Annotated in this window: 17 protein-coding genes and 2 tRNA genes; 12 read left to right on the top strand and 7 right to left on the bottom strand. The window is 72.9% G+C overall.

All coding sequences use genetic code 11. From position 1 onward, the window contains the following. The first annotated feature begins 23 nt into the window (after window positions 1–23). From leuA to FQ330_RS07260, 3 genes are read left to right on the top strand one after another with little or no spacing between them, the layout of a single operon-like run. Window positions 24–1,787 (top strand): 2-isopropylmalate synthase, encoded by a 1,764-nt coding sequence (leuA, locus tag FQ330_RS07270; protein WP_146356348.1) that lies wholly within the window; start codon window positions 24–26, stop codon window positions 1,785–1,787. Window positions 1,788–1,790: 3 nt separating this feature from the next. Then, window positions 1,791–2,522 carry a DNA repair protein RecO gene (gene recO / locus FQ330_RS07265; protein WP_146356346.1) on the top strand — a complete coding sequence of 244 codons (732 nt, stop codon included), beginning with the start codon at window positions 1,791–1,793 and terminating at the stop codon, window positions 2,520–2,522. After that, a complete protein-coding gene (locus tag FQ330_RS07260) occupies window positions 2,519–3,298 on the top strand; it encodes an isoprenyl transferase (protein WP_146356344.1) in 780 nt (259 codons plus the stop codon). The genes recO and FQ330_RS07260 overlap by 4 nt, the downstream gene beginning before the upstream one ends. A gap of 7 nt (window positions 3,299–3,305) precedes the next feature. Here the strand turns inward: FQ330_RS07260 and FQ330_RS07255 are convergent, their stop codons facing one another. Further along, on the bottom strand, window positions 3,306–3,914 hold the full coding sequence (locus FQ330_RS07255; protein ID WP_146356342.1) for a nucleotidyltransferase domain-containing protein: 609 nt from the start codon (window positions 3,912–3,914) through the stop codon (window positions 3,306–3,308). Between the two features lie 186 nt (window positions 3,915–4,100). Between FQ330_RS07255 and FQ330_RS07250 the strand changes: the two genes are divergently transcribed. Genes FQ330_RS07250 through dnaG form a run of 4 tightly spaced genes read left to right on the top strand, consistent with a single transcriptional unit; the run spans window position 4,101 to window position 9,752 of the window. Next, window positions 4,101–5,480 carry a glycine--tRNA ligase gene (locus FQ330_RS07250; protein ID WP_146356340.1) on the top strand — a complete coding sequence of 460 codons (1,380 nt, stop codon included), beginning with the start codon at window positions 4,101–4,103 and terminating at the stop codon, window positions 5,478–5,480. Then, window positions 5,477–6,631 (top strand): tRNA dihydrouridine synthase DusB, encoded by a 1,155-nt coding sequence (gene dusB / locus FQ330_RS07245; RefSeq protein WP_146356338.1) that lies wholly within the window; start codon window positions 5,477–5,479, stop codon window positions 6,629–6,631. Before FQ330_RS07250 ends, dusB begins: the two co-directional genes overlap by 4 nt. After that, on the top strand, window positions 6,621–7,877 hold the full coding sequence (locus FQ330_RS07240; protein ID WP_146356336.1) for a deoxyguanosinetriphosphate triphosphohydrolase: 1,257 nt from the start codon (window positions 6,621–6,623) through the stop codon (window positions 7,875–7,877). The genes dusB and FQ330_RS07240 overlap by 11 nt, the downstream gene beginning before the upstream one ends. A gap of 9 nt (window positions 7,878–7,886) precedes the next feature. Then, complete coding sequence (gene dnaG / locus FQ330_RS07235; RefSeq protein ID WP_146356334.1) at window positions 7,887–9,752, top strand: DNA primase; 1,866 nt, start codon at window positions 7,887–7,889, stop codon at window positions 9,750–9,752. Between the two features lie 3 nt (window positions 9,753–9,755). On the opposite strand, the gene FQ330_RS07230 is transcribed toward dnaG, so the two are convergent. From FQ330_RS07230 to def, 3 genes are all read right to left on the bottom strand, one after another. Continuing rightward, complete coding sequence (locus FQ330_RS07230) at window positions 9,756–10,454, bottom strand: hypothetical protein (protein WP_146356332.1); 699 nt, start codon at window positions 10,452–10,454, stop codon at window positions 9,756–9,758. A 126-nt stretch (window positions 10,455–10,580) separates the two neighbouring features. Further along, a tRNA-Asn gene (locus FQ330_RS07225) sits at window positions 10,581–10,653 on the bottom strand. Between the two features lie 63 nt (window positions 10,654–10,716). Beyond that, window positions 10,717–11,280 (bottom strand): peptide deformylase, encoded by a 564-nt coding sequence (gene def / locus FQ330_RS07220; RefSeq protein ID WP_128188648.1) that lies wholly within the window; start codon window positions 11,278–11,280, stop codon window positions 10,717–10,719. A gap of 41 nt (window positions 11,281–11,321) precedes the next feature. On the opposite strand from def, the gene FQ330_RS07215 reads away from it, so the two are divergent. The 4 genes from FQ330_RS07215 (at window position 11,322) to FQ330_RS07200 (ending at window position 13,927) form a co-directional block, all read left to right on the top strand. Continuing rightward, on the top strand, window positions 11,322–12,263 hold the full coding sequence (locus tag FQ330_RS07215; RefSeq protein ID WP_225792735.1) for a DMT family transporter: 942 nt from the start codon (window positions 11,322–11,324) through the stop codon (window positions 12,261–12,263). Continuing rightward, window positions 12,260–13,459 (top strand): glycosyltransferase, encoded by a 1,200-nt coding sequence (locus FQ330_RS07210; protein ID WP_146356330.1) that lies wholly within the window; start codon window positions 12,260–12,262, stop codon window positions 13,457–13,459. Before FQ330_RS07215 ends, FQ330_RS07210 begins: the two co-directional genes overlap by 4 nt. A 26-nt stretch (window positions 13,460–13,485) precedes the next feature. Continuing rightward, a tRNA-Ile gene (locus tag FQ330_RS07205) sits at window positions 13,486–13,559 on the top strand. 47 nt (window positions 13,560–13,606) lie between these two features. After that, window positions 13,607–13,927, top strand: a complete 321-nt coding sequence (locus tag FQ330_RS07200; RefSeq protein ID WP_146356328.1) for a hypothetical protein — start codon at window positions 13,607–13,609, stop codon at window positions 13,925–13,927. 23 nt (window positions 13,928–13,950) lie between these two features. Here FQ330_RS07200 and FQ330_RS07195 read toward each other — a convergent pair whose 3' ends face one another. Then, window positions 13,951–14,655, bottom strand: coding sequence for a VOC family protein (locus tag FQ330_RS07195; protein WP_146356326.1), 705 nt, complete (start codon window positions 14,653–14,655; stop codon window positions 13,951–13,953). A gap of 165 nt (window positions 14,656–14,820) precedes the next feature. On the opposite strand from FQ330_RS07195, the gene FQ330_RS07190 reads away from it, so the two are divergent. Then, on the top strand, window positions 14,821–16,020 hold the full coding sequence (locus FQ330_RS07190; RefSeq protein WP_146356324.1) for a hypothetical protein: 1,200 nt from the start codon (window positions 14,821–14,823) through the stop codon (window positions 16,018–16,020). Window positions 16,021–16,107: 87 nt separating this feature from the next. Here FQ330_RS07190 and FQ330_RS07185 read toward each other — a convergent pair whose 3' ends face one another. Together FQ330_RS07185 and FQ330_RS07180 are read right to left on the bottom strand one after the other, a co-directional pair. Further along, window positions 16,108–18,213, bottom strand: coding sequence for a cell wall-binding repeat-containing protein (locus FQ330_RS07185; protein WP_192575869.1), 2,106 nt, complete (start codon window positions 18,211–18,213; stop codon window positions 16,108–16,110). A 161-nt stretch (window positions 18,214–18,374) separates the two neighbouring features. Next, window positions 18,375–19,766 (bottom strand): polysaccharide deacetylase family protein, encoded by a 1,392-nt coding sequence (locus FQ330_RS07180; protein ID WP_192575868.1) that lies wholly within the window; start codon window positions 19,764–19,766, stop codon window positions 18,375–18,377. Window positions 19,767–19,822: the final 56 nt, after the last annotated feature.

The following is a 19,822-nucleotide window of genomic DNA, read 5'->3' as shown; positions in this document are numbered from 1 at the left end:
GGAGCAAGCGACAGGAGCGATCGATGAAGAACATGCAGCAGCCGTCCGGGATGCCGGCGCACCGCTACACCCCCTACCACGAGCAGATCAAGGTCGACCTGCCCGACCGCACGTGGCCCTCCACGCGCATCGAGCGCGCGCCCCGCTGGTGCGCCGTCGACCTGCGTGACGGCAACCAGGCGCTCATCGACCCGATGACGCCCGACCGCAAGCTCGAGATGTTCCAGCTGCTGGTGCGGATGGGCTACAAGGAGATCGAGGTCGGCTTCCCGTCGGCGAGCCAGACCGACTTCGACTTCGTGCGCAAGCTCATCGACGAGCGGCTCATCCCCGACGACGTCACCATCCAGGTGCTCACGCAGTGCCGCGACCACCTCATCCGCCGCACCTTCGAGTCGATCGACGGCGCGAAGCAGGCGATCGTGCACATCTACAACTCCACGAGCGCGCTGCAGCGCGACGTGGTGTTCCGCTCCGACCGCGAGGGCGTGAAGCAGATCGCGATCGACGGCGCGAAGCTGTGCCTCGAGCTCGAGGGCATGCTGAGCGGCACGCAGGTCTTCTACGAGTACAGCCCCGAGTCGTACACCGGCACCGAGCTCGACTACGCGCTCGAGGTCTGCAACGCGATCATCGAGGTGCTCGACGCGCGCCCCGAGCGGCCCGTCATCATCAACCTGCCGGCGACCGTCGAGATGTCGACCCCCAACGTCTACGCCGACTCGATCGAGTGGATGCACCGCCACCTGGCGCGGCGTGAGTCGGTCATCCTGTCGCTGCACCCGCACAACGACCGCGGCACGGGCGTCGCCGCGGCCGAACTCGGCTACATGGCCGGCGCGGACCGCATCGAGGGCTGCCTGTTCGGCAACGGCGAGCGCACCGGCAACGTCGACCTCGTCGCGCTGGGCCTCAATCTGCTGACGCAGGGCATCGACCCCGAGATCGACTTCTCCGACCTCGACGGCATCCGCCGCATCGCCGAGCACTGCAACCAGCTGAAGGTGCACGAGCGCAGCCCGTGGGCCGGCGACCTCGTCTACACCGCGTTCTCGGGATCGCACCAGGACGCGATCAAGAAGGGCTTCGAGCGGATGGCCGCGGACGCGGCCGCGCAGGGCCGGAGCGTCGACGAGATCACGTGGGCCGTGCCGTACCTGCCGATCGACCCGAAGGACGTCGGGCGCAGCTACGAGGCCGTCATCCGCGTGAACTCGCAGTCGGGCAAGGGCGGCGTCGCCTACCTGCTGAAGTCCGACCACGGGCTCGACCTGCCGCGACGCCTGCAGATCGAGCTGTCGAACATCGTGCAGTCCCGCACCGACAGCGAGGGCGGCGAGGTCTCGAGCGCCGACATCTGGCACATCTTCACCGACGAGTACCTGCCCGCCGGGCCGCACACCGCGGCCGAGCGGTGGGGCCGCTTCGAGCTGGTGGCGTTCGAGACGACCTCCTCGAACGACGGCGCGACGACCCTCACGGCGCGGCTCCGCGACGGCGAGAGCGTCCGCGAGGTGCGCGCCGCCGGCAACGGGCCGATCGACGCGATGCTGTCGCTGCTGCGCGAGGAGGGCGTCGAGGTGACGCTCACCGACTACGTCGAGCACACGATGGGCGCGAGCTCCGACGCGACGGCCGCCGCCTACATCGAGCTCGAGGTCGCGGGCGAGCGCGTCTGGGGCGTCGGCCTCGACCCGAGCTCGACGTCGGCGGCGCTGCGCGCGATCGTCTCGGGCGTCAACCGGGGCCTCCGCATCCACGACCGCAGGGCGATCCCGGTCGGCTGACCCGTGCCGACCTACCGCGACGAGGGAGTCGTCCTCCGCACCCACCAGCTGGGGGAGGCCGACCGCATCGTCACGCTGCTGACGCGCGAGCACGGCAAGGTGCGGGCGGTCGCGCGCGGCGTGCGGCGCACCTCGTCGCGGTTCGGCGGCCGGCTCGAGCCGTTCATGGTCGCCGACCTGCAGCTCGCGGTCGGCCGCAGCCTCGACATCGTCACGCAAGCGGTGACCCTCGGCTCCTACGCGCCGGTCATCGTCGCCGACTACCGCAGCTACACCGCCGCGACCGCGATGGTCGAGACCGCCGACCGGCTCACCGACGAGGACGGCTCGCGCCAGCAGTACCTGCTGCTCGTGGGTGCGCTGCGGTCGCTCTCACGCGGCGAGCACGACCCGTCGCTGACCCTCGACTCGTACCTGCTGCGCGCCCTCTCGGTCGCCGGCTGGGCGCCGTCGTTCGCCGACTGCGCCGTCACGGGCGAGCCGGGGCCGCACCGCGCGTTCGTGCCGCAGCTCGGCGGCATGGTCGCCGACCACGCGGCGCCGCCCGGGGCGATGCGCATCGACGCGCCGACGCTCGCGCTGCTCGGCGCCCTGCTCACGGGCGACTGGGCCGCGGCCGAGGCGACCCCGCCGGGCGTCCGCACCCGCGCATCCGGCGCCGTCGGGGCCTACGTGCAGTGGCACCTCGAGCGGGGCCTGCGCTCGCTCGAGCACGTCGACCGAGGAGCCAGGTGAGCGAGACGCGGCCCATCGACTGGACGGGCGAGCAGCCGCCCGCGTACCCGGCCGGCAGCCTGCCCGCGCACGTCGCGATCATCATGGACGGCAACGGGCGCTGGGCCAACGCCCGCGGCCTCACGCGCACGCAGGGGCACGCAGCCGGCGAGGAGCGCCTGCTCGACGTCGTCGCGGGCGCCCTGCAGGTCGGGGTGCAGCACCTGTCGGTCTACGCCTTCTCGACCGAGAACTGGAAGCGCAGCCCCGACGAGGTGCGCTTCCTCATGGGCTTCAACAAGGACGTGCTGCGTCGCCAGCGCGACCAGCTCGACGCGTGGGGCGTGCGGGTGCGGTGGGCGGGGCGCCGGCCGCGCCTGTGGCCGTCGGTGATCCGCGAGCTCGAGGAGGCCGAGCGGCGCACCGCGGGCAACACCGCGATGACCCTGCAGATGTGCGTCAACTACGGGGGCACGCACGAGATCGCGGATGCGGTGCGCTCGATCGCCGAGGACGTCGCGGCCGGGCGGCTCAAGCCCTCCGCCGTCGACGACCGGCTCGTGCGCAGCCGCATGTACAACCCGGACGTGCCGGACGTCGACCTCTACATCCGCTCCTCCGGCGAGCAGCGCATCTCGAACTTCCTCACGCTGCAGGGCGCCTACGCCGAGATGGTCTTCCTCGACCGGCTGTGGCCCGACTTCACGCGGCGCGACCTGTGGCACGCGCTCGACCAGTACACGGGGCGCGACCGGCGCTTCGGCGGCGCGGTCGACGCGCCGCAGCCGACCGGCTGAGCGGCGCTCAGCCCGCGGCGAGCAGGCGCTTGCGCCAGGGGTGGTCCTCGGCGATGCGCTCGGCGAGCCACGCGCGGGCCTCGGCGTCGAGGGCCGGGAGCGCCTCGTCGAGCCAGGCGACGTCGGCCTGCTCGGCCGCGGCGTACGCGAGCACGATCTGCGGCTTGGCGTAGCGGATGCCGTCGACCGCCATCAGCGCGTCGTCGAGCGGCATCGTGACGGCGGTGTCGCGGCGGAAGCGCCAGGACTCGCTGTCGCTCGGGTCGAGCAGCACCTCGTACTCCCACTGCCCGTAGGCGCTGCGGCGCAGCCAAATGCTCGTGGTGCCGAGCGGCAGCACGTCGGAGTCGTGGGGGAGGAGCGGCTTCAGCGCGCCCTGGAAGGCGCACCACAGCTGCCACTTGCCGCCGAGCCAGCCGCGCAGCAGGCTCAGCTCGCTGCGGGGGATGACGAGGTCGATGTCGCCGTGCGGGCGGCTGCGCTCGAGCGCGCGGTCGAGGGCCCAGCCGCCGCCGATCCACCAGGTGCCGGAGTAGCCGTCGAGGAGCTCGGCCGCGTCCGCGGGCCAGCGCTCGGCCCAGGCGCCATAGAGCTCTCGCTGCTCATCGCTCTGCATCGGCCCTCCTCGCCGAGTCCTTCGGGGCGCTCGCGCCCCAAGCCTCGACCCTATCCCAGCACCGCATCCGCGCATCGCCCCCATGCGCGAGGCACAGCGACCGGGAGCGCCTCGCCCGCTCGGTAGAATCGAGGTTCACGTGCCGCGCCCCAGCCAGGGGCGCCCGGCCGATACCGAGGAGCATCCGTGGCCCAGAACCGACTCGACGCCGTCATCAACCTCGCGAAGCGCCGTGGCTTCGTGTTCCAGGCGGGCGAGATCTACGGCGGCTCCCGGTCGGCGTGGGACTACGGCCCCCTGGGCGTGGCGCTCAAGGAGAACATCAAGCGCCAGTGGTGGAAGACGTTCGTGCAGGGCCGCGACGACATGGTGGGCCTCGACTCGTCGATCATCCTGCCGTCGGCCGTGTGGCAGGCATCCGGCCACGTCGCCACGTTCACCGACCCCCTCGTCGAGTGCCTGCAGTGCCACAAGCGCCACCGCCAGGACCACCTCGAGGAGGCGTACGAGGCGAAGAAGGGCCGCGCCGCCGCCTCGATGGACGAGATCACGTGCCCCGACTGCGGCACGACGGGCAAGTGGACCGAGCCGCAGCTCTTCTCGGGCCTCATGAAGACGTACCTCGGCCCGGTCGACAACGAGGCGGGCCAGCACTACCTGCGCCCCGAGACCGCGCAGGGCATCTTCGTGAACTTCTCGAACGTGCTCACCGTCTCGCGCAAGAAGCCGCCGTTCGGCATCGGCCAGGTCGGCAAGGCCTTCCGCAACGAGATCACGCCCGGCAACTTCATCTTCCGCACGCGCGAGTTCGAGCAGATGGAGATCGAGTACTTCACGCACCCCGACGAGGCCCCCGCGTGGTTCGACCGCTGGGTCGAGGCGTGCTGGGACTGGTTCGTCGACCTCGGCGTCGACCCGGCCAACATGCGCCGCTTCGACGTGCCCGAGGAGGAGCGCGCGCACTACTCGGCCGGCACGATCGACGTCGAGTACCGCTTCGGCTTCCAGGGCTCGGAGTGGGGCGAGCTCATGGGCATCGCGAACCGCACCGACTTCGACCTCTCGTCGCACTCGGAGGCCTCCGGCAAGGACCTCGTCTACTTCGACCAGGCCACCGGCGAGCGCTACACGCCGTACGTCATCGAGCCGTCGTTCGGCCTCACGCGCAGCCTCATGGCGTTCCTCGTCGACGCCTACGAGGAGGAGGAGGTGCCCAACAGCAAGGGCGGCACCGACACCCGCACCGTGCTCCGGCTCGACCCGCGCCTCGCGCCCGTCAAGGTCGCGGTGCTGCCGCTGTCGCGCAACGAGCAGCTCTCGCCGCTCGCCCGCGACATCGCCGCGCGGCTGCGCAAGCTCTGGGCGATCGACTTCGACGACGCCGGCGCGATCGGCCGCCGCTACCGCCGGCAGGACGAGGTCGGGACGCCGTACTGCGTCACCGTCGACTTCGACTCGCTCGAGGACGGCGCGGTGACGGTGCGCGAGCGCGACTCGATGGCGCAGACCCGCGTCGCGATCGACGACCTCGAGGCGCACCTGGCCCAGGGGCTCGTCGGAGCGTGACGAGCACCGTGAGCACGACCCCGGCGCTGTCGATCGGGCCCATCGCCCTCGACACGCCGGTCGTGCTCGCGCCCATGGCCGGCATCACGAACACCGCGTTCCGGCGGCTCTGCCGCGAGTTCGGCGCCGGACTGTACGTGAGCGAGATGATCACCTCGCGCGCGCTCGTCGAGCGCACGCCCGAGACGATGCGCCTCATCAGCCACCACGAGTCCGAGACGCCGCGGTCGGTGCAGCTGTACGGCGTCGACCCGCGCACGGTCGAGCAGGCCGTCGGCATCCTCGTCGACGAGGACCGCGCCGACCACATCGACCTCAACTTCGGCTGCCCGGTGCCGAAGGTCACGCGCCGGGGCGGCGGCAGCGCGCTGCCGTGGAAGCGGGAGCTGTTCGGCGCGATCGTGCAGCGCGCCGTCGCGCGCGCCGGCGACATCCCGGTGACCGTCAAGATGCGGAAGGGCATCGACGACGACCACCTCACCTATCTCGACGCCGGGCGCATCGCCGAGGACGCCGGCGTCGCGGCAGTCGCCCTGCACGGTCGCACCGCCGCCCAGCACTACTCGGGCACCGCCGACTGGGCCGCGATCGCGCGCCTCAAGGAGGCGGTCACCTCCATCCCCGTGCTCGGCAACGGCGACATCTGGCAGGCCGAGGATGCGCTGCGGATGGTGCGCGAGACGGGCGTCGACGGCGTCGTGGTCGGCCGCGGCTGCCTCGGCCGCCCCTGGCTCTTCGGCGACCTCGCGGCCGCGTTCGCCGGCAGCGACGCCCGGCACCGGCCGAGCCTCGGGCAGGTGGCGGATGCGTTCCGACGGCATGCGGAGCTGCTGGTCGAGTTCTTCGGCGAGGAGGACCGCGCCTGCCGCGACATCCGCAAGCACGTCGCCTGGTACTTCAAGGGCTACCCCGTCGGCGGCGACGCGCGTCGCGCGCTCGCGGCGGTCGAGTCGCTCGCGCAGCTCGACGAGCTGCTCGGCGGGCTCGACCGCGGCGTGCCCTACCGCGCCGAGGGCATCGAGGGGCAGCGGGGTCGCGCCGGCAGCCCCCGGCGCCCGGCGCTGCCCGACGGCTGGCTCGACAGCCCGGAGCTGAGCGCGGCGCAGCGGGCGGCGCTCATCGAGGACGAGAGCGACACCCGTGGCGGCTGAGCCGCGCCGGGCGGCGCCGAAGGGGTACGGCGACCACGACGTCGAGCGCTGGCTGCCCGAGACGCACACCTCCGCGCGCACCGACTTCGCGCGCGACCGGGCGCGGCTGCTGCACTCGAGCGCATTCCGGCGGCTCGGGCAGAAGACGCAGGTGCTCTCGCCCACGATGGGCTTCGACGACTCGCGCACCCGCTTGACGCACTCGCTCGAGGTGGCCCAGATCGGCCGCGAGATCGCCGCCGAGCTCGGGCTCGACCACGACGTCGTCGACACCGCGTGCCTCGCCCACGACATCGGGCATCCGCCCTTCGGCCACAACGGCGAGAAGGGCCTCAACGAGTGGGCGCTGGCGATCGGCGGCTTCGAGGGCAACGCGCAGACGCTGCGCGTCATCACGCGGCTCGAGCCGAAGGTGATCGACGGCCGCCCCTACGGGCTCAACCTGACGCGCGCGAGCGTCGACGCCGCGTGCAAGTACCCGTGGCCGGCCGCGACCGACGTCCACGACGCATCCGGCCGGGTGAAGTTCGGCTTCTACGCCGACGACCGCGACGCGTTCGAGTGGATGCGCCTGGGGGCGCCCGAGGGCAGGCCGAGCATCGAGGCGCAGGTGATGGACCTCGCCGACGACATCGCCTACTCGGTGCACGACTTCGAGGACGCCGTGGTCGGCGGCTACGTCGACGTGGCGAAGCTGCAGAGCCGCGTCGGCCACGACGAGCTCGTCTCGATGATGCTCACGTGGGTGGGGCCGGAGTTCACACGCGACGAGCTGCTCGCCGCCTTCGACCGGCTCGACGACCTCGACACGTGGCTGCGCTCGTTCGACGGCTCGCGGGCCGACCACGCGCGCCTCAAGAACCTCACGTCGAAGCTCATCGGGCGGTTCGCGAACGCGGCGATCCGGGCGACGCGCGAGAGCCACTCGGGGCCGCTCGCGCGCTTCGGCGGCACCGTCGAGGTGCCGCGCGAGGTGCGTGCCGAGATCGCGGTGCTCAAGGGCACGGCCGCGAGCTTCATCCTCGCCGAGCGCCGGCAGCCGATCTACGCGAGCCAGCGCCGCATCCTGCAGGAGCTGTGCGACGCGCTGCTGCGCATCGGCCCCGCCGCGCTCGACCGGGCCCACGCCGACGACTGGCGCGCCGCATCCGACGACGCCGGGCGCGCCCGCGTGGTGGTCGACCAGGTCGCAAGCCTCACCGACCGCGGCGCCTTCGCGTGGCACGAGCGCCACGTCGGGGACTGAGGGGGAGCGATGGCGGGCCGGATCCGACGCGCGGACATCGACGAGCTGCGCTCGCGCATCTCGATCGTCGACGTGGTCGCCGAGCACGTCACGCTGAAGACCGCGGGCGTCGGCAGCATGAAGGGGCTGTGCCCGTTCCACGACGAGCGCACGCCGTCGTTCCACGTGCGGCCGGCCGTGGGCCGCTACCACTGCTTCGGCTGCGGCGAGGACGGCGACGCCTTCCAGTTCGTGATGGCGATGGACCACACGTCGTTCCAGGAGACCGTGGAGCGCTTCGCCGCGCAGCTCGGCTACACGCTCCACTACGAGGACGGCAAGCCGCAGGAGGAGACGAGCGGGCGGCTGCGGCTGCTCGAGGCGTCGAAGGCCGCCGAGGCGTACTTCCGCGAGCAGCTGCTGACGCCGGGCGCGGCGCTCGGGCAGCGCTTCCTCGGCGAGCGCGGCTTCGACCTCGCCGCGGCCGAGCGCTTCGGCGTGGGCTTCGCGCCCGCGTCGTTCGACGCGCTGAAGTCGCACCTGCGCGGCCGCGGCTTCACCGAGGCCGAGCTGCTCGGCGCGGGCCTGCTGAGCGAGGGCCAGCGCGGCAGCTACGACCGCTTCCGCGGCCGGCTCATCTGGCCCATCCGCGACGTGGCCGGCGCCACCGTCGGGTTCGGCGCGCGACGCCTGGCCGACGACGACAAGGGCCCGAAGTACCTCAACTCGCCCGAGACGCCCATCTTCCGCAAGAGCCAGGTGCTCTACGGGCTCGACCTCGCGAAGCGCGACATCGCGCGCGGCCACGAGGCGGTCGTCGTCGAGGGCTACACGGATGTCATGGCGTGCCACCTCGCGGGCGTGACGACCGCGGTCGCGACGTGCGGCACCGCCTTCGGCGTCGACCACATCAAGGTGCTGCGGCGCGTGCTCGGCGACGTCTCGACGACCGACACCCGCGCGCTCGGCCGCGTCGTGTTCACCTTCGACCCCGACGAGGCGGGGCAGCAGGCGGCGGCCCGCACCTTCGCCGAGGAGCAGCGCTTCGCGGCGCAGACCTTCGTCGCGGTGCCGCCCGAGGGCCTCGACCCGTGCGACCTGCGCCTCGAGCGCGGCGACGACGCCGTGCGGCGGCTCGTGCAGCAGCCGCGGCCGCTGTTCGAGTTCATGCTGCGCCGCATCGTCGCCCAGCACGACCTCGAGACCGTCGAGGGGCGGGTCGCGGCGATGCGGCGCGCGGCGCCGGTGCTGCAGTCGATCCGCGACCGCGCACTCGCCGACGGCTACATGCGCACGGTCGCCGGCTGGCTCGGCGTGAGCCCCGAGGAGGTGCGCGCCGCCGTGCGGCAGACGGGGCCGCGGCCCACGCCGGGCGCGGGCGACGCCGGCCGCCCCGGCGGCGCGCCCGCGCATCCGCCCGCCGACGTGGCGCTCGGCCAGCTCGAGCGCGACCCGGCGTCGCGGCTCGAGCGCGACGCGGTCGCCGCGATGCTGCAGCAGCCGGCGGTGCTCGGCCGCGACCTGGCCGCGCGCGGCGCCTCCGCGTACGTCGCCAACCCGTCGCTCGCGGTCGTGCGCGACGGGGTGCTGGCCACGCTCGACGCGTTCGAGGCGAGCGACTTCTCGGAGCGGGTCGCGCAGGCGGTGCCGGCGGAGCTCGTGCCGCTCGTGCGCGCGCTGGCGATGTCGCCCATCCCGCAGACGTCGAAGGAGGGCGTCACCGCCTACGTGCGCGGCATCGTCGGCTCGCTCGTCGACCGCGACATCCTGCGGCGGAAGGCCGAGCTGCTCGGCAGCCTGCAGCGCCTCGGCGCCACCGACCCCGAGGCGTCGAAGCGGCTGCAGGAGCAGCTGCTCGCCCTCGAGCGCGAGCGGCGGTCGCTGCGCGCGGAGTAGCGCCTACGGCACGAGGAAGTTGATCTGGAAGTGCTCGAGCACGACCTCGTCGATGTGCTCGATGCCGCCCGTGTCCGGACCGCACGCGGCGCGGATCGCGCTCGTGGTCTGGCTCGACTGGAAGTTGCGCGCGAACCACGCCTCGGTCGAGCCGTCCTCTCGCTCCTCGAAGAGCGACAGCAGCACCACCGCGACGCCCTGCGACGCCGAGGGGGCCAGCTGGAACGTGTCGGCGTCCCAGTCGTCGGGCGAGCTGTCGGTGAGCGCAGCCAGCGTCGCCTCGGAGCTCTCGACCTCGTCGGTCGAGTCGATGTCCTGCTGGCCCTGGTAGGCCCAGAAGGTGCAGCCGGTCGCGCTCTCGACGACGTGGATGGTCGGGCCGAGCGGGAAGTCGGAGTCGGGCTGCGGTGCGAACGCGCTGTCGGTGGTGATGCTCGTCTCCCAGCCGGGCAGCGTGCCGGGCTCGAGCACGTCGCCCACCTCGAGCAGCTCGGGGAGCGCGCCGGCGTCGGGATCGGTGCCGGGCTCCGTCGACTCGGTCGGCGCGGGCGCCGGCTCGCTCGGCTGCGGCACCGACGGCGAGGGGTCGTCGATGACGGGCGGCACGTCGGGCGGGAGCGGCACGCAGCCGGCGAGCGCGAGCGCGGCCGCGGCGGTGAGGACGAGCGGCGCGAGGCGCGGGCGGCGGGGAAGAGAGGACATCGATGCTCCAGGCTCGAGCGGGCATGATGCTGGCACCGTAGCGCGGATCCCTGCAGGAACGGCAAGAACCTCGCCGTGCGACCCGCTGGCACGGCAAAGGCCCCGCCGTTCGGCGGGACCTTCTCGCTCCCCGAGATGGACTCGAACCATCAACCTGCCGGTTAACAGCCGGCTGCTCTGCCAATTGAGCTATCGAGGATCGCTGTGGGAGCGACGACAAGCGTAGCATCCCGTCCGGGCGGGGGTCACATCGGCGGGCGCCTCAGCCCTCGAGGTCGTCCTCGCCCGGCATCCAGGTCAGCCCCTCGACGCCCCACTTGTTGCGCTTGATCGCCTTCTGCACGCCCTTCGTGCCGAACGCATCCAGCCGGTCGGCGTAGAGGATGCCGTTCAGGTGGTCGAACTCGTGCTGCAGGATGCGCGCGAGCCACCCGGAGGCCTCGAGCTCGTAGTGCTCGCCGCGCTCGTCCTGGGCCCGCAGCAGCGCCCGCTCGGCGCGCAGCAGCGCGAAGCGCTCGCCGGGGATCGAGAGGCAGCCCTCCTCGTCGTCCTCGTCGGGGAGGCCGACGGGCAGCGGCGAGATCCACAGCTCCGGGTTCGCGGCGACGCCGCGCGTGCGGACGCCGTCGGCGTCGGTCCAGTCGTAGACGAACAGGCGCTTCGCGAGCCCGATCTGCGGGGCGGCGAGGCCGACGCCGGGCGCGGCCTCCATGGTGGCGAACATGTCGGCGACCAGCGCGGCCAGCTCGTCGTCGAAGGCGCGCACGGGGTCGGCGACGCGGTGGAGGACGGGCTCGCCCGTGATGCAGATGGGCAGAACGGTCATGTCGTCCAGGGTATCGACGGCTGCGGCGGTAGGTTCATCGGGTGCTCTTCACCGCCCTCGACGATCTCGCCGCAGAGATCTCGCTGACGCCGATGCAGGCGCTCGGGATCCCGGTCGCGATCGTGGGAGCGGTGTTCCTGTCGGTGGGCACGCAGTTCCAGCACCGCGGCGTCGGGCACTTCGAGGGCGGCGACCAGCGCGGCGCCCACCTCGGCGGCTCGGCGATGCTGCGCCTCGTGCGCAACCCCGCCTGGGTCGTGGGCACGCTGCTGCTCGGCCTGGCGATCGTCATGCAGCTGGGCGCGCTCGCCCTCGCGCCGCTCATCGTGGTGCAGCCGCTGGGCGCCGTCGCGCTCGTGGTCACCGCCATCCTCAACGCACGCCTGGCCGGCATCCGGCTCGACCACCGCACGATCCGGGCGATCGCGCTGTGCCTGACGGGCATCGGCATCTTCGTCACCGTGGCGGCCATCTTCGCCGTCGAGCGGCCCATCCGCGACCAGCAGCTGCTGACGGTGCTCGCCCTGCTCGTCGTCGCGCTCGCCGGGCTCGGCGCCGCCTGGTGGTGGTTCCGGCACCGCGCGAACGCGTTCTTCTACATCCTGGCCGCCGGCGTGCTCTACGGCTTCGTGGTGACGCTCTCGAAGATCGTCATCAACCGCATCATCTCCAGCCAGTTCGACTGGCTCACGATCGTGTGCGCCGTCGCGCTCGTGATCGCGATGCTCGTGGGCAGCTACGCCGTGCAGCTCGCGCACGCCTCCGGACCGCCCGACCTCGTCATCGCCGGACTCACCGTCATCGACCCGCTCGTCGCCGTGCTCATCGGCGTCACGGTGCTCGGCGAGGCCTCGGCGACCCCGCCGTGGGCCGTCATCGTGTTCGCCGCCGCAGGAGCGATCGCCGTCACGGGCGTCCTCCAGCTCGCCAGGCACCACCCACAGATCCGGACGCTGTCGACAGCGCCCGAGGAGGACCAATGACCGACCGGCCCCTGCGCATCCTCATCGCCACCGACACGTTCGCGCCCGACGTCAACGGCGCCGCGAAGTTCACCACCCGGCTCGCCGCGCGCCTCACCGCCCGCGGGCACGAGGTGCACGTCGTCGCGTCGGCGCTCGGCCGCGGCCGCCACGGCACGCGCGTCGAGGAGCACGAGGGCCAGCGCTTCAGCGTGCACCGCCTGCGGTCGCTGCTGTACCCGGGCCACGAGTGGCTGCGCTTCGCGTCGCCGTGGCGGGTCTGGCAGAACGCGGCGTCGCTGCTCGACGCGCTGCGGCCCGACGTCGTGCACTTCCAGTCGCACCTCGTGCTCGGCCGCGCGTTCTCGACCGAGGCCAAGAAGCGCGGCATCCGGGTCATCGGCACGAACCACCTGATGTTCGAGAACCTGATGGACCACTCCAACATCCCGCGCGCCCTGCACGCGCCCGCGGTCGACTTCGCCTGGGGCGACGCGGCGACGGTCTTCGGCCGGTGCGACGTCGTCACGACGCCGACGCGCCGCAGCGCCGACTACCTCGAGCGCAAGACCGGGCTCACCGGCGTGCACGCGATCTCGTGCGGCCTGCCGGGCGACGAGTACACGCCCAACCCCGAGCGCCAGCACGGCCGCATCGTCTTCGTCGGCCGCGTGACGACCGAGAAGCGCCTCGACACGCTCGTGCGGGCCGTCGCGCAGCTGCCCGACGACCTCGACTGGCACCTCGACATCGTCGGCGGCGGCGACCAGATCGACGAGCTCGCCGCGCTCGCCCGCGACCTGCACGTCGCCGACCGCGTCACGCTGACGGGCTTCGTGAGCGACACGGAGCTGCGCGAGCGGCTGCGCGCCGCCGAGGTCTTCGCGATGCCGTCGACGGCCGAGCTGCAGTCGATCGCGACGATGGAGGCGATGGCGACGGGCCTGCCGGTCGTCGCCGCCGACGCGATGGCGCTGCCGCACCTCGTGCGCGACGGCGCGAACGGCTGGCTCTTCCGGCCCGACGACGCGACCGACATGGCCGAGAAGCTCGAGCGCGTGCTGCGCCTGAGCGACGAGGAGTACGGCGCGTTCCAGCGCCACAGCCTCGAGATCGTCGCGCCGCACGACATCGAGACGACGATCACCGCCTTCGAGCGCCTCTACCGCGGCGAGGACATCCGCGACCCCGAGACCCGCGTGGAGCTCGCCGACTAGGATCGGCGGATGGGCCGGGAGGCCTCGGGGCGGTAGCTCAGCTGGTCAGAGCAGGGGACTCATAATCCCTCGGTCACGGGTTCAAGTCCCGTCCGCCCTACCGTGAAGACCCGCGCCGCGCTCAGCGGCGCGAGAGAAGATGCAGCCATGATCGACGAGGAGCTCCGAGCCGCGATGCGCGCGCGCCGCGAGGCGGCCGCTGCATTCCACCGCGATCGCCGGGACGGCGTCCCGGACCCCGCGTCGGTCGAGGAGCGCTTCGCTGAAGCTGTCGGCGCCGACCGAGCACCCGCGCTGTGGGAGCGGATCGCTGAGCTCTGGCGAGAGGCGCGAGCGGTGCCCGACCCGCCCGGCCCGATGCTGACCGTCTACGCGCCCCTGCTGCAGGCCTGGGCCGAGAGCCATCCCGAGGTGGACCCGGGGGAGCTCTCCCACATCGTCCACGCGCTGCTGTTCGAGCACCGGTAGGGCGACGCGGGCGCTGCGCGCCCCTACCGCTTCGTCGCGGAGGCGTCGATGCAGATGACGCCCTGGTTGCCGTCCTGGTCGGCGATCACGGTGAGCGATGGCGCGTCGCTGTCGTCGGCGACGGTGCCGCCCGCGGCGAGGGCTGCCGCGATGCGCTCCTCGGCCGCCTCGGGCGCGACGTAGACCTCCAGGTGGAACCGCTGCCGCGAGCCGGCGTGCTCGAGAGCATCGCCGAACCAGAGGTTCGGCACCCGGCCCGACGCATCCCGGATCTCGTCGCTCGGGGAGCCGTGGCCCTGCGCGTCGGCACGGCCGGTGAGGAGCGCCGCCCAGACCGGCGCGATCGCCGCCGACTGCGCGGTGTCGAGGCCGAGCTCGATGACGCTCACCGCGGCGGGGTCGGCCGTGAGTCGATGCTCGGCCGCGACCTCGGTGATCCGCCGCGCGAGCTCGACGTCCTGCTGCGTCACCCACTCGACGAGGTGCTCGGTGCCCTCGCCGTCGCGGTAGACCGCGTCGTCGCTGCTGAGCTTCAGGTCGACGTGCCCCTGCCCGATCGCGACGCTCGGGTGGTGCCCGACCGCATCGCCGGCCTCGCCCACCGCCGCGACGAAGCGCGCGCCGGTGCTGAAGCCGTCCACCAGGTAGCGGGCGTGGAGCCCCTGCGCGAGCTTGCGCCAGTCGGTCAGGTCAGCGGCGGCGATCTGCTCGCCCGTGAGCATGTCCATGGAGCGCGACACTACCCCCGGCGGCATCCCCAACGCGAACACTGTTCCTAGTCCGCGTCGGGGGGTTGCGCAGGATCGCCCTCGAGCCCCCTGCCGCGCGCCCGCGAGCACGTACGGTCGCCCCATCCCGCGCCTGCGGGGTACAAGCGCGAGAAGAGAGTCCCCATGCGTGTCCCCTCCCTGCTGGCCGCGACCGCGGTCGGCCTGGCACTGGCTCTGACGAGCGTCGCGCCCGCGCACGCCGGCCCGGCCGACCGCCAGATCGCCTGCTCCGGCCTCGGCGGCACCCTGAGCGGCAACGGCGCCAACCAGGTCTGCACCGTCATCAGCACGGTCGTCGTCGCCGACGTCCCGTCCGGCGAGCCGACCGTCGCCTACAGCGCCGACCGCCCCGTCGGCGACGCCGTCACCGTCGACACGTCGCTGCCCGTGCGGCAGCCCGATCCGTCGGTCGCGTTCGACGAGCGCGACGCGGGCGAGGCGACCGTCGTGCGCACCGAGCGCTCCGGCACGCCGGTCGTCACCGAGGAGGAGCGCGACGCGGCCCCCTCGACGAGCGAGGACGTCATCGTGCTCGGCACCCCGAGCTCGACCGACCGCACCGTGCTGGGCGCGTCGACGACGACGCAGGCGCCGGCGACGGTCGACTGCCGCCGGGTGAACGACGCTCGCGCCGCGAGGCCCGTCGAGCGGTGCGAGCGCGCGGTGCTGACGACCGTCACGACCCCGACGACCATCGTCACGACCACCACCACGCCGCGAGAGCTCGTCACGACCTCCACGCAGCCGCGCGAGAGCCTCATCACCACCATCACGCCCTGGACCGAGGTCTTCACGACCACCCAGCCGCGCCAGTCGTGCACGACGACGACCTACGCGACCCTCATCGACACGGAGACGACGCAGCAGACCGAGCGCACGCAGACCACGACCCAGCCGACCACGACGACGACGACCGTCACGACGGCGGTCTACGGGTTCCCGCGCGGCACGGACGTGCCCACGTCCGTCTCCTCGAGCGACGCCGTGACGACGGCCGCCGGCACACCCGAAGTGACGGAGGCCGTGGTGCCCGGCACCCCCGTCGTCACGACCGGCGTACGACCCGGGGCCGACGAGGCCGACGTCGAGTGCGACCCGATCGCGCCGATCGTCACCGCCGTCGACGGCGCCACCCGACAGCAGGTCGAGACGGGGGTCGAGGCGGCGGATGCGATCGTGACCGTGACGAGCGCGACGATCGACCCGCTCGTCGTCGACACCGAGTCGCCCGGCGCACCGGTCGTCACCACGTCGGTCGAGGGCATCGGCGAGACCTGCATGGCGACGCCCGCGGTCGCCGAGCAGCGCCGCAACCGCTGCTGACCCGGCGGCCCTGGGTTCCGCCATGCCACGTCGAGGGGCCTCCGCGCGCGCGGGAGCCCCTCGACGTGGCCAGCGGTCGTCGCCGCTTCAGCAGGTCTGGTACCGCGCCACGCGCTCCGACAGCGTCGGCGTCCCTCCGACGAGCGTCACATCCGGACGCTCGAGTCGCTCGATCTCGTCGATCACGATCGCGTGGACGCACGAGCGTGGGGCGAGGAGCAGCGGAATCGCCTCAGAGCCGGCGACCGCCGAGGCGGCGAGAGCATCGGGGAACAGCTCGCCGGACGCCACGTAGCCGGAGTCGGACGGCGCCGCGAGCTCCTGGCTCAGTCGAACTGCGGTCTCGTAGCGGTTCGCGCCGGCGATGCGGTCGATGGTGCGCCCGTCGTCGAGGCGCGCTGCGGTGAGATCGTCGACGGAAGGCGTGCCGCCGACCACTGTGACGTGCTGCACCCCGAGGGAGCCGAGCGCGCTCAGCGTGCTGGCGGGCGGCTGACGGTCTCCGTGCACGAGCAGCACCGGCGCGTCACGCGACGCGGCCAAGGGGCCGGCCGCCAGCGCATCCGGGAAGTTCCGTCCCGTTGCGACGAGCGCCTGCGTCGCGCCGCGGAACGCGTGCTCGGCGATCCTCGCGCTCGTCTCGTAGCGGTCGGCGCCTTGGATGCGCGTCACCGCGGCGAACTGCGCGAGTTGCTGCTCGACGGCCACTGACACCGTCGGGGTGCCGCCGACGAGCACGATCGACCGCGGCGCAAGGCGGCGCAGCTCTGCCGCGGTGGCGGCCGGCAGAGCGTCGCGCTGCGTCAGCAGCAGAGGCGCCTCGACGTGCGCGGCCGCTGCGGCTGCGCTCGGGGCGTCGGCGAAGACCTGGCCACTGGCGATGTAGACCTCCTCCGCACCGCCTGGGTAGTGCCGGCTCGACAGGCGGGCCGCTGTGTCGTAGCGATCGGACCCGGCGATCCGCGCCGGCACCGCGAGTCGCTCCACCCGGACGACGGCGCACTGCGGGAGGGAGTCCTCGCCCGCGGCGAACCCGAGCGCGGTCGCGCACACTCGGTGCGGCCCGTTCGAAGCGACGATCGACCAGGAGAAGCCGTGCGCGCCGGGCACGCCGTACGGAGCGAGGCTCGGCGAGGGGCCGGATGCCCGTACCGTGTCGCGGTGCACGCCGTTCGCCGACATCGCCACGGCGACCTGCTGGTAGACGTCGCTGCCGTCGAACGCCCAGCCCGAGAGCGTGATCGTGTCGTTCCGCACGGTCGCGGTCAGGCTTGCGGAGGCGTCGAAGCGGGCGTACGCGGCGTCGGTCGTCGTCGCGCCGCTCGCGAACCCTGCGAGGAAGCGCGCGCCGATCTGCCTGCCTGCGGGGTTGTGGTGGGTCCAGTCGCCATCGGTGAGCTGGAAGGACGTCGGCGTCATGCCGGCTGCGATCCGCTGCCGGTCGGTGGGGGTGGGGAAGATGCCGGCATCAGCCAGGGCGCCGTTGAGCAGGTACTCACCGAAGGGCGCCACGTGATCGCCGTAGGTCGCGCGGATGGCGGCATTGATCCTGACCCGGGCAGCGCCGTACTGAGAGCTGGTGCCGCCCCAGGCCGGAGACAGCGTCGCCACCCAGTAGGGCGCGCTGGAAGTGGCACGGTGCGCGGCGACCATCGCCGCGGTGTCGCGCAGCACCTGATCGACTTCGAGCACGTTGTTGACGCCAGGGCTGATGATCGAGACCGCGCCCGGCTGGGGAACCTCGAGCGAGACGATCGCCGTGCCTGTGGGTACCGTCGTCGCGCTGCCAGCGCTTGCGCGGACGAAGCGCCACTCAGCTCCGCCAGTGCCGCGCAGCAGCACGCCCTCCACGCCGGCGATGCTCGACCGCATGGTCAACCGGTCGAAGCGCTCGACGGAGACCGGCAGACCGCCGGGAGCGCCGATCTCGACGGCTCCGCTCGCGGGGATGGTGAGCGCACGTGCTGTCGACAGCCGGTAGGCGCCCATCTTCACTGCGATGGCGTACGAGCGGTGGCTCCCGACGGCGAAGTTGACGACGTCCAGCCCGGCGGGGAGCTCCTGCTGCAGCGGGGCCGGCGGGGCGGTGCCGCACATGTGGAAGATGATGGAATCGCCGTAGCACTGCACCGCGCTCGACGACTGCGCCGTGGCCGGCGGTGCCTGGGCCGCGACGAGGACAGATGCGGCCACGGCGGATGCCGCAACCCAGGTCAGAAGGCGCCGGAGCATGCTGAGTCTCTCTCACTTGGTCTCCTTCACTGTAGGGGAGCCCAGCGAGAGAGGCCAGGAGAGCGCGCCCGCACCACGCGGGCTCGAGGCGGCCGAGCGGCCGCCGAGCCGAACGCCGCCTGTCAGCGGAAGTCGTCCAGGTCGACGAAGCGGTAGCCGCGTGCCTCGACCTCGCGGATGATGGCCGGCAGCGCATCCGCATCGAGCGTGCTGCCGTCGGTCGGGTGCGAGCCGACGTGCATGAGCACGATCTCGCCGGGCTGCAGGTTCGCGAGCACCCGGTTCAGCACCGTCGTCGAGCTCTGGCCGCCGGAGGTGCCCTGCCAGCCGAGCGTGTCGACGGTCCACCGCACCGAGCCGTAGTCGAGGCACGTCATGATCGACTGCGTCCGCGCATCCCTCGCCCCGAAGGGGAACCGGAACCAGGGCCGCGGGTCGACGCCCGCCGTCGCGCGGATGGAGGTGTCGGCCGAGACGATCTGCGACCGCACCGCGGCGCTCGAGAGCGTCGTGAGGTCGGGATGCGTCTGCGTGTGGTTGCCGATCGGGTAATCGCGCCCGATCTCGGCCGCGCGGGCCGGGAACGACTGCGCCCAGGCGCCGGTGAGGAAGAACGTCGCGGGCGTGTCGGTCGAGCGGAGCGTCGACAGGATCGACGCGACCGCGTTCGCGTTGGCCCCCGCGTCGAAGGTGAGCGCGACGACCCGCTGCGACGTCGGCAGCTCGGTCCACTCCGTGCCGCCGAACGACAGCGGCACGCCGGGCTCGGTGCGGGCCGAGTGCGTGCTGAGCACCCCGTCGCCGCAGCGCCCGTAGATCGACGAGCGCGTCGCCGCGCCGGAGCCCGGCACCTCCTTGAGGTACCAGGTCGTGCCGCGCACGACGCCGATGCCGGTGCGGCCGTCGCCGTTCCAGTCGCCCGTCACCGGGATGTCGCCCGCCATGCCGTAGCCGAAGGCGAGGTCGGCGCCGCCGCCGCTCGCGGCGTTCCGCAGGTACCAGCCGCCCGCGCGCACGACGCCGATGCCGTCGCCCGCCGCGCCGTCCCAGTCGCCCGCGACCGGCGTGTCGCCGGGGCGGCCGAACGAGAAGGTGGCCTCTGCGACGCCGCTCGAGAGGCTGCTGCGCAGGTGCCACGTGCCGCCGCGCACGATGCCGATCCCGGTGCGGCCGTCGCCGTCCCAGTCGCCGACGACGGGCTTGTCGCCGTCCCGGCCGAACGAGACGACGATGTCGGCCGAGCCGCCGCTCAGGCTGTTGCGCAGGTACCAGGTGCCCGCGCGGAAGACGCCCGGCGTGCGGGACCCGTTGTCGTCCCAGTCGCCCATCACCTGCACGTCGGAGCTGCGCCCGTAGGTGAACGTGGGGCCGCCGGCGACGTGCCACTCGGAGCCGCGCGCGACGACCTGGCGGTCGGGCTCCGCGGCGACGGCCGGCAGCGCCGGCGACAGCAGGAGGGCGGCGACGGCGGCGACCGCCAGCGGCCGTCGGATGGACTTCCTGACGGCCTGCATCCTGTGCTCCTTCGGCCCGGTGGCTCTCATGATCCGCCTGGCCCCTGGCGCGGTCA

Origin of the sequence: Agrococcus sediminis (assembly GCF_007923295.1) — a bacterium.
Classification (GTDB): Bacteria; Actinomycetota; Actinomycetes; order Actinomycetales; family Microbacteriaceae; genus Agrococcus; species Agrococcus sediminis.
The sequence above is the reverse complement of the archived record's forward strand: the minus strand, read 5'-3'. Positions and strand labels throughout refer to the sequence as shown.

Excerpts from the sequence above, each read along its gene's own strand:
- leuA (WP_146356348.1), top strand. The coding sequence starts at position 24 with ATGAAGAACATGCAGCAGCCGTCCGGGATGCCGGCGCACCGCTACACC.
- FQ330_RS07255 (WP_146356342.1), bottom strand. The coding sequence starts at position 3,914 with ATGCAGAGCGATGAGCAGCGAGAGCTCTATGGCGCCTGGGCCGAGCGC.
- dnaG (WP_146356334.1), top strand. The coding sequence starts at position 7,887 with ATGGCGGGCCGGATCCGACGCGCGGACATCGACGAGCTGCGCTCGCGC.
- FQ330_RS07230 (WP_146356332.1), bottom strand. The coding sequence starts at position 10,454 with ATGTCCTCTCTTCCCCGCCGCCCGCGCCTCGCGCCGCTCGTCCTCACC.
- def (WP_128188648.1), bottom strand. The coding sequence starts at position 11,280 with ATGACCGTTCTGCCCATCTGCATCACGGGCGAGCCCGTCCTCCACCGC.
- FQ330_RS07210 (WP_146356330.1), top strand. The coding sequence starts at position 12,260 with ATGACCGACCGGCCCCTGCGCATCCTCATCGCCACCGACACGTTCGCG.
- FQ330_RS07200 (WP_146356328.1), top strand. The coding sequence starts at position 13,607 with ATGATCGACGAGGAGCTCCGAGCCGCGATGCGCGCGCGCCGCGAGGCG.
- FQ330_RS07195 (WP_146356326.1), bottom strand. The coding sequence starts at position 14,655 with ATGGACATGCTCACGGGCGAGCAGATCGCCGCCGCTGACCTGACCGAC.
- FQ330_RS07190 (WP_146356324.1), top strand. The coding sequence starts at position 14,821 with ATGCGTGTCCCCTCCCTGCTGGCCGCGACCGCGGTCGGCCTGGCACTG.
- FQ330_RS07180 (WP_192575868.1), bottom strand. The coding sequence starts at position 19,766 with ATGCAGGCCGTCAGGAAGTCCATCCGACGGCCGCTGGCGGTCGCCGCC.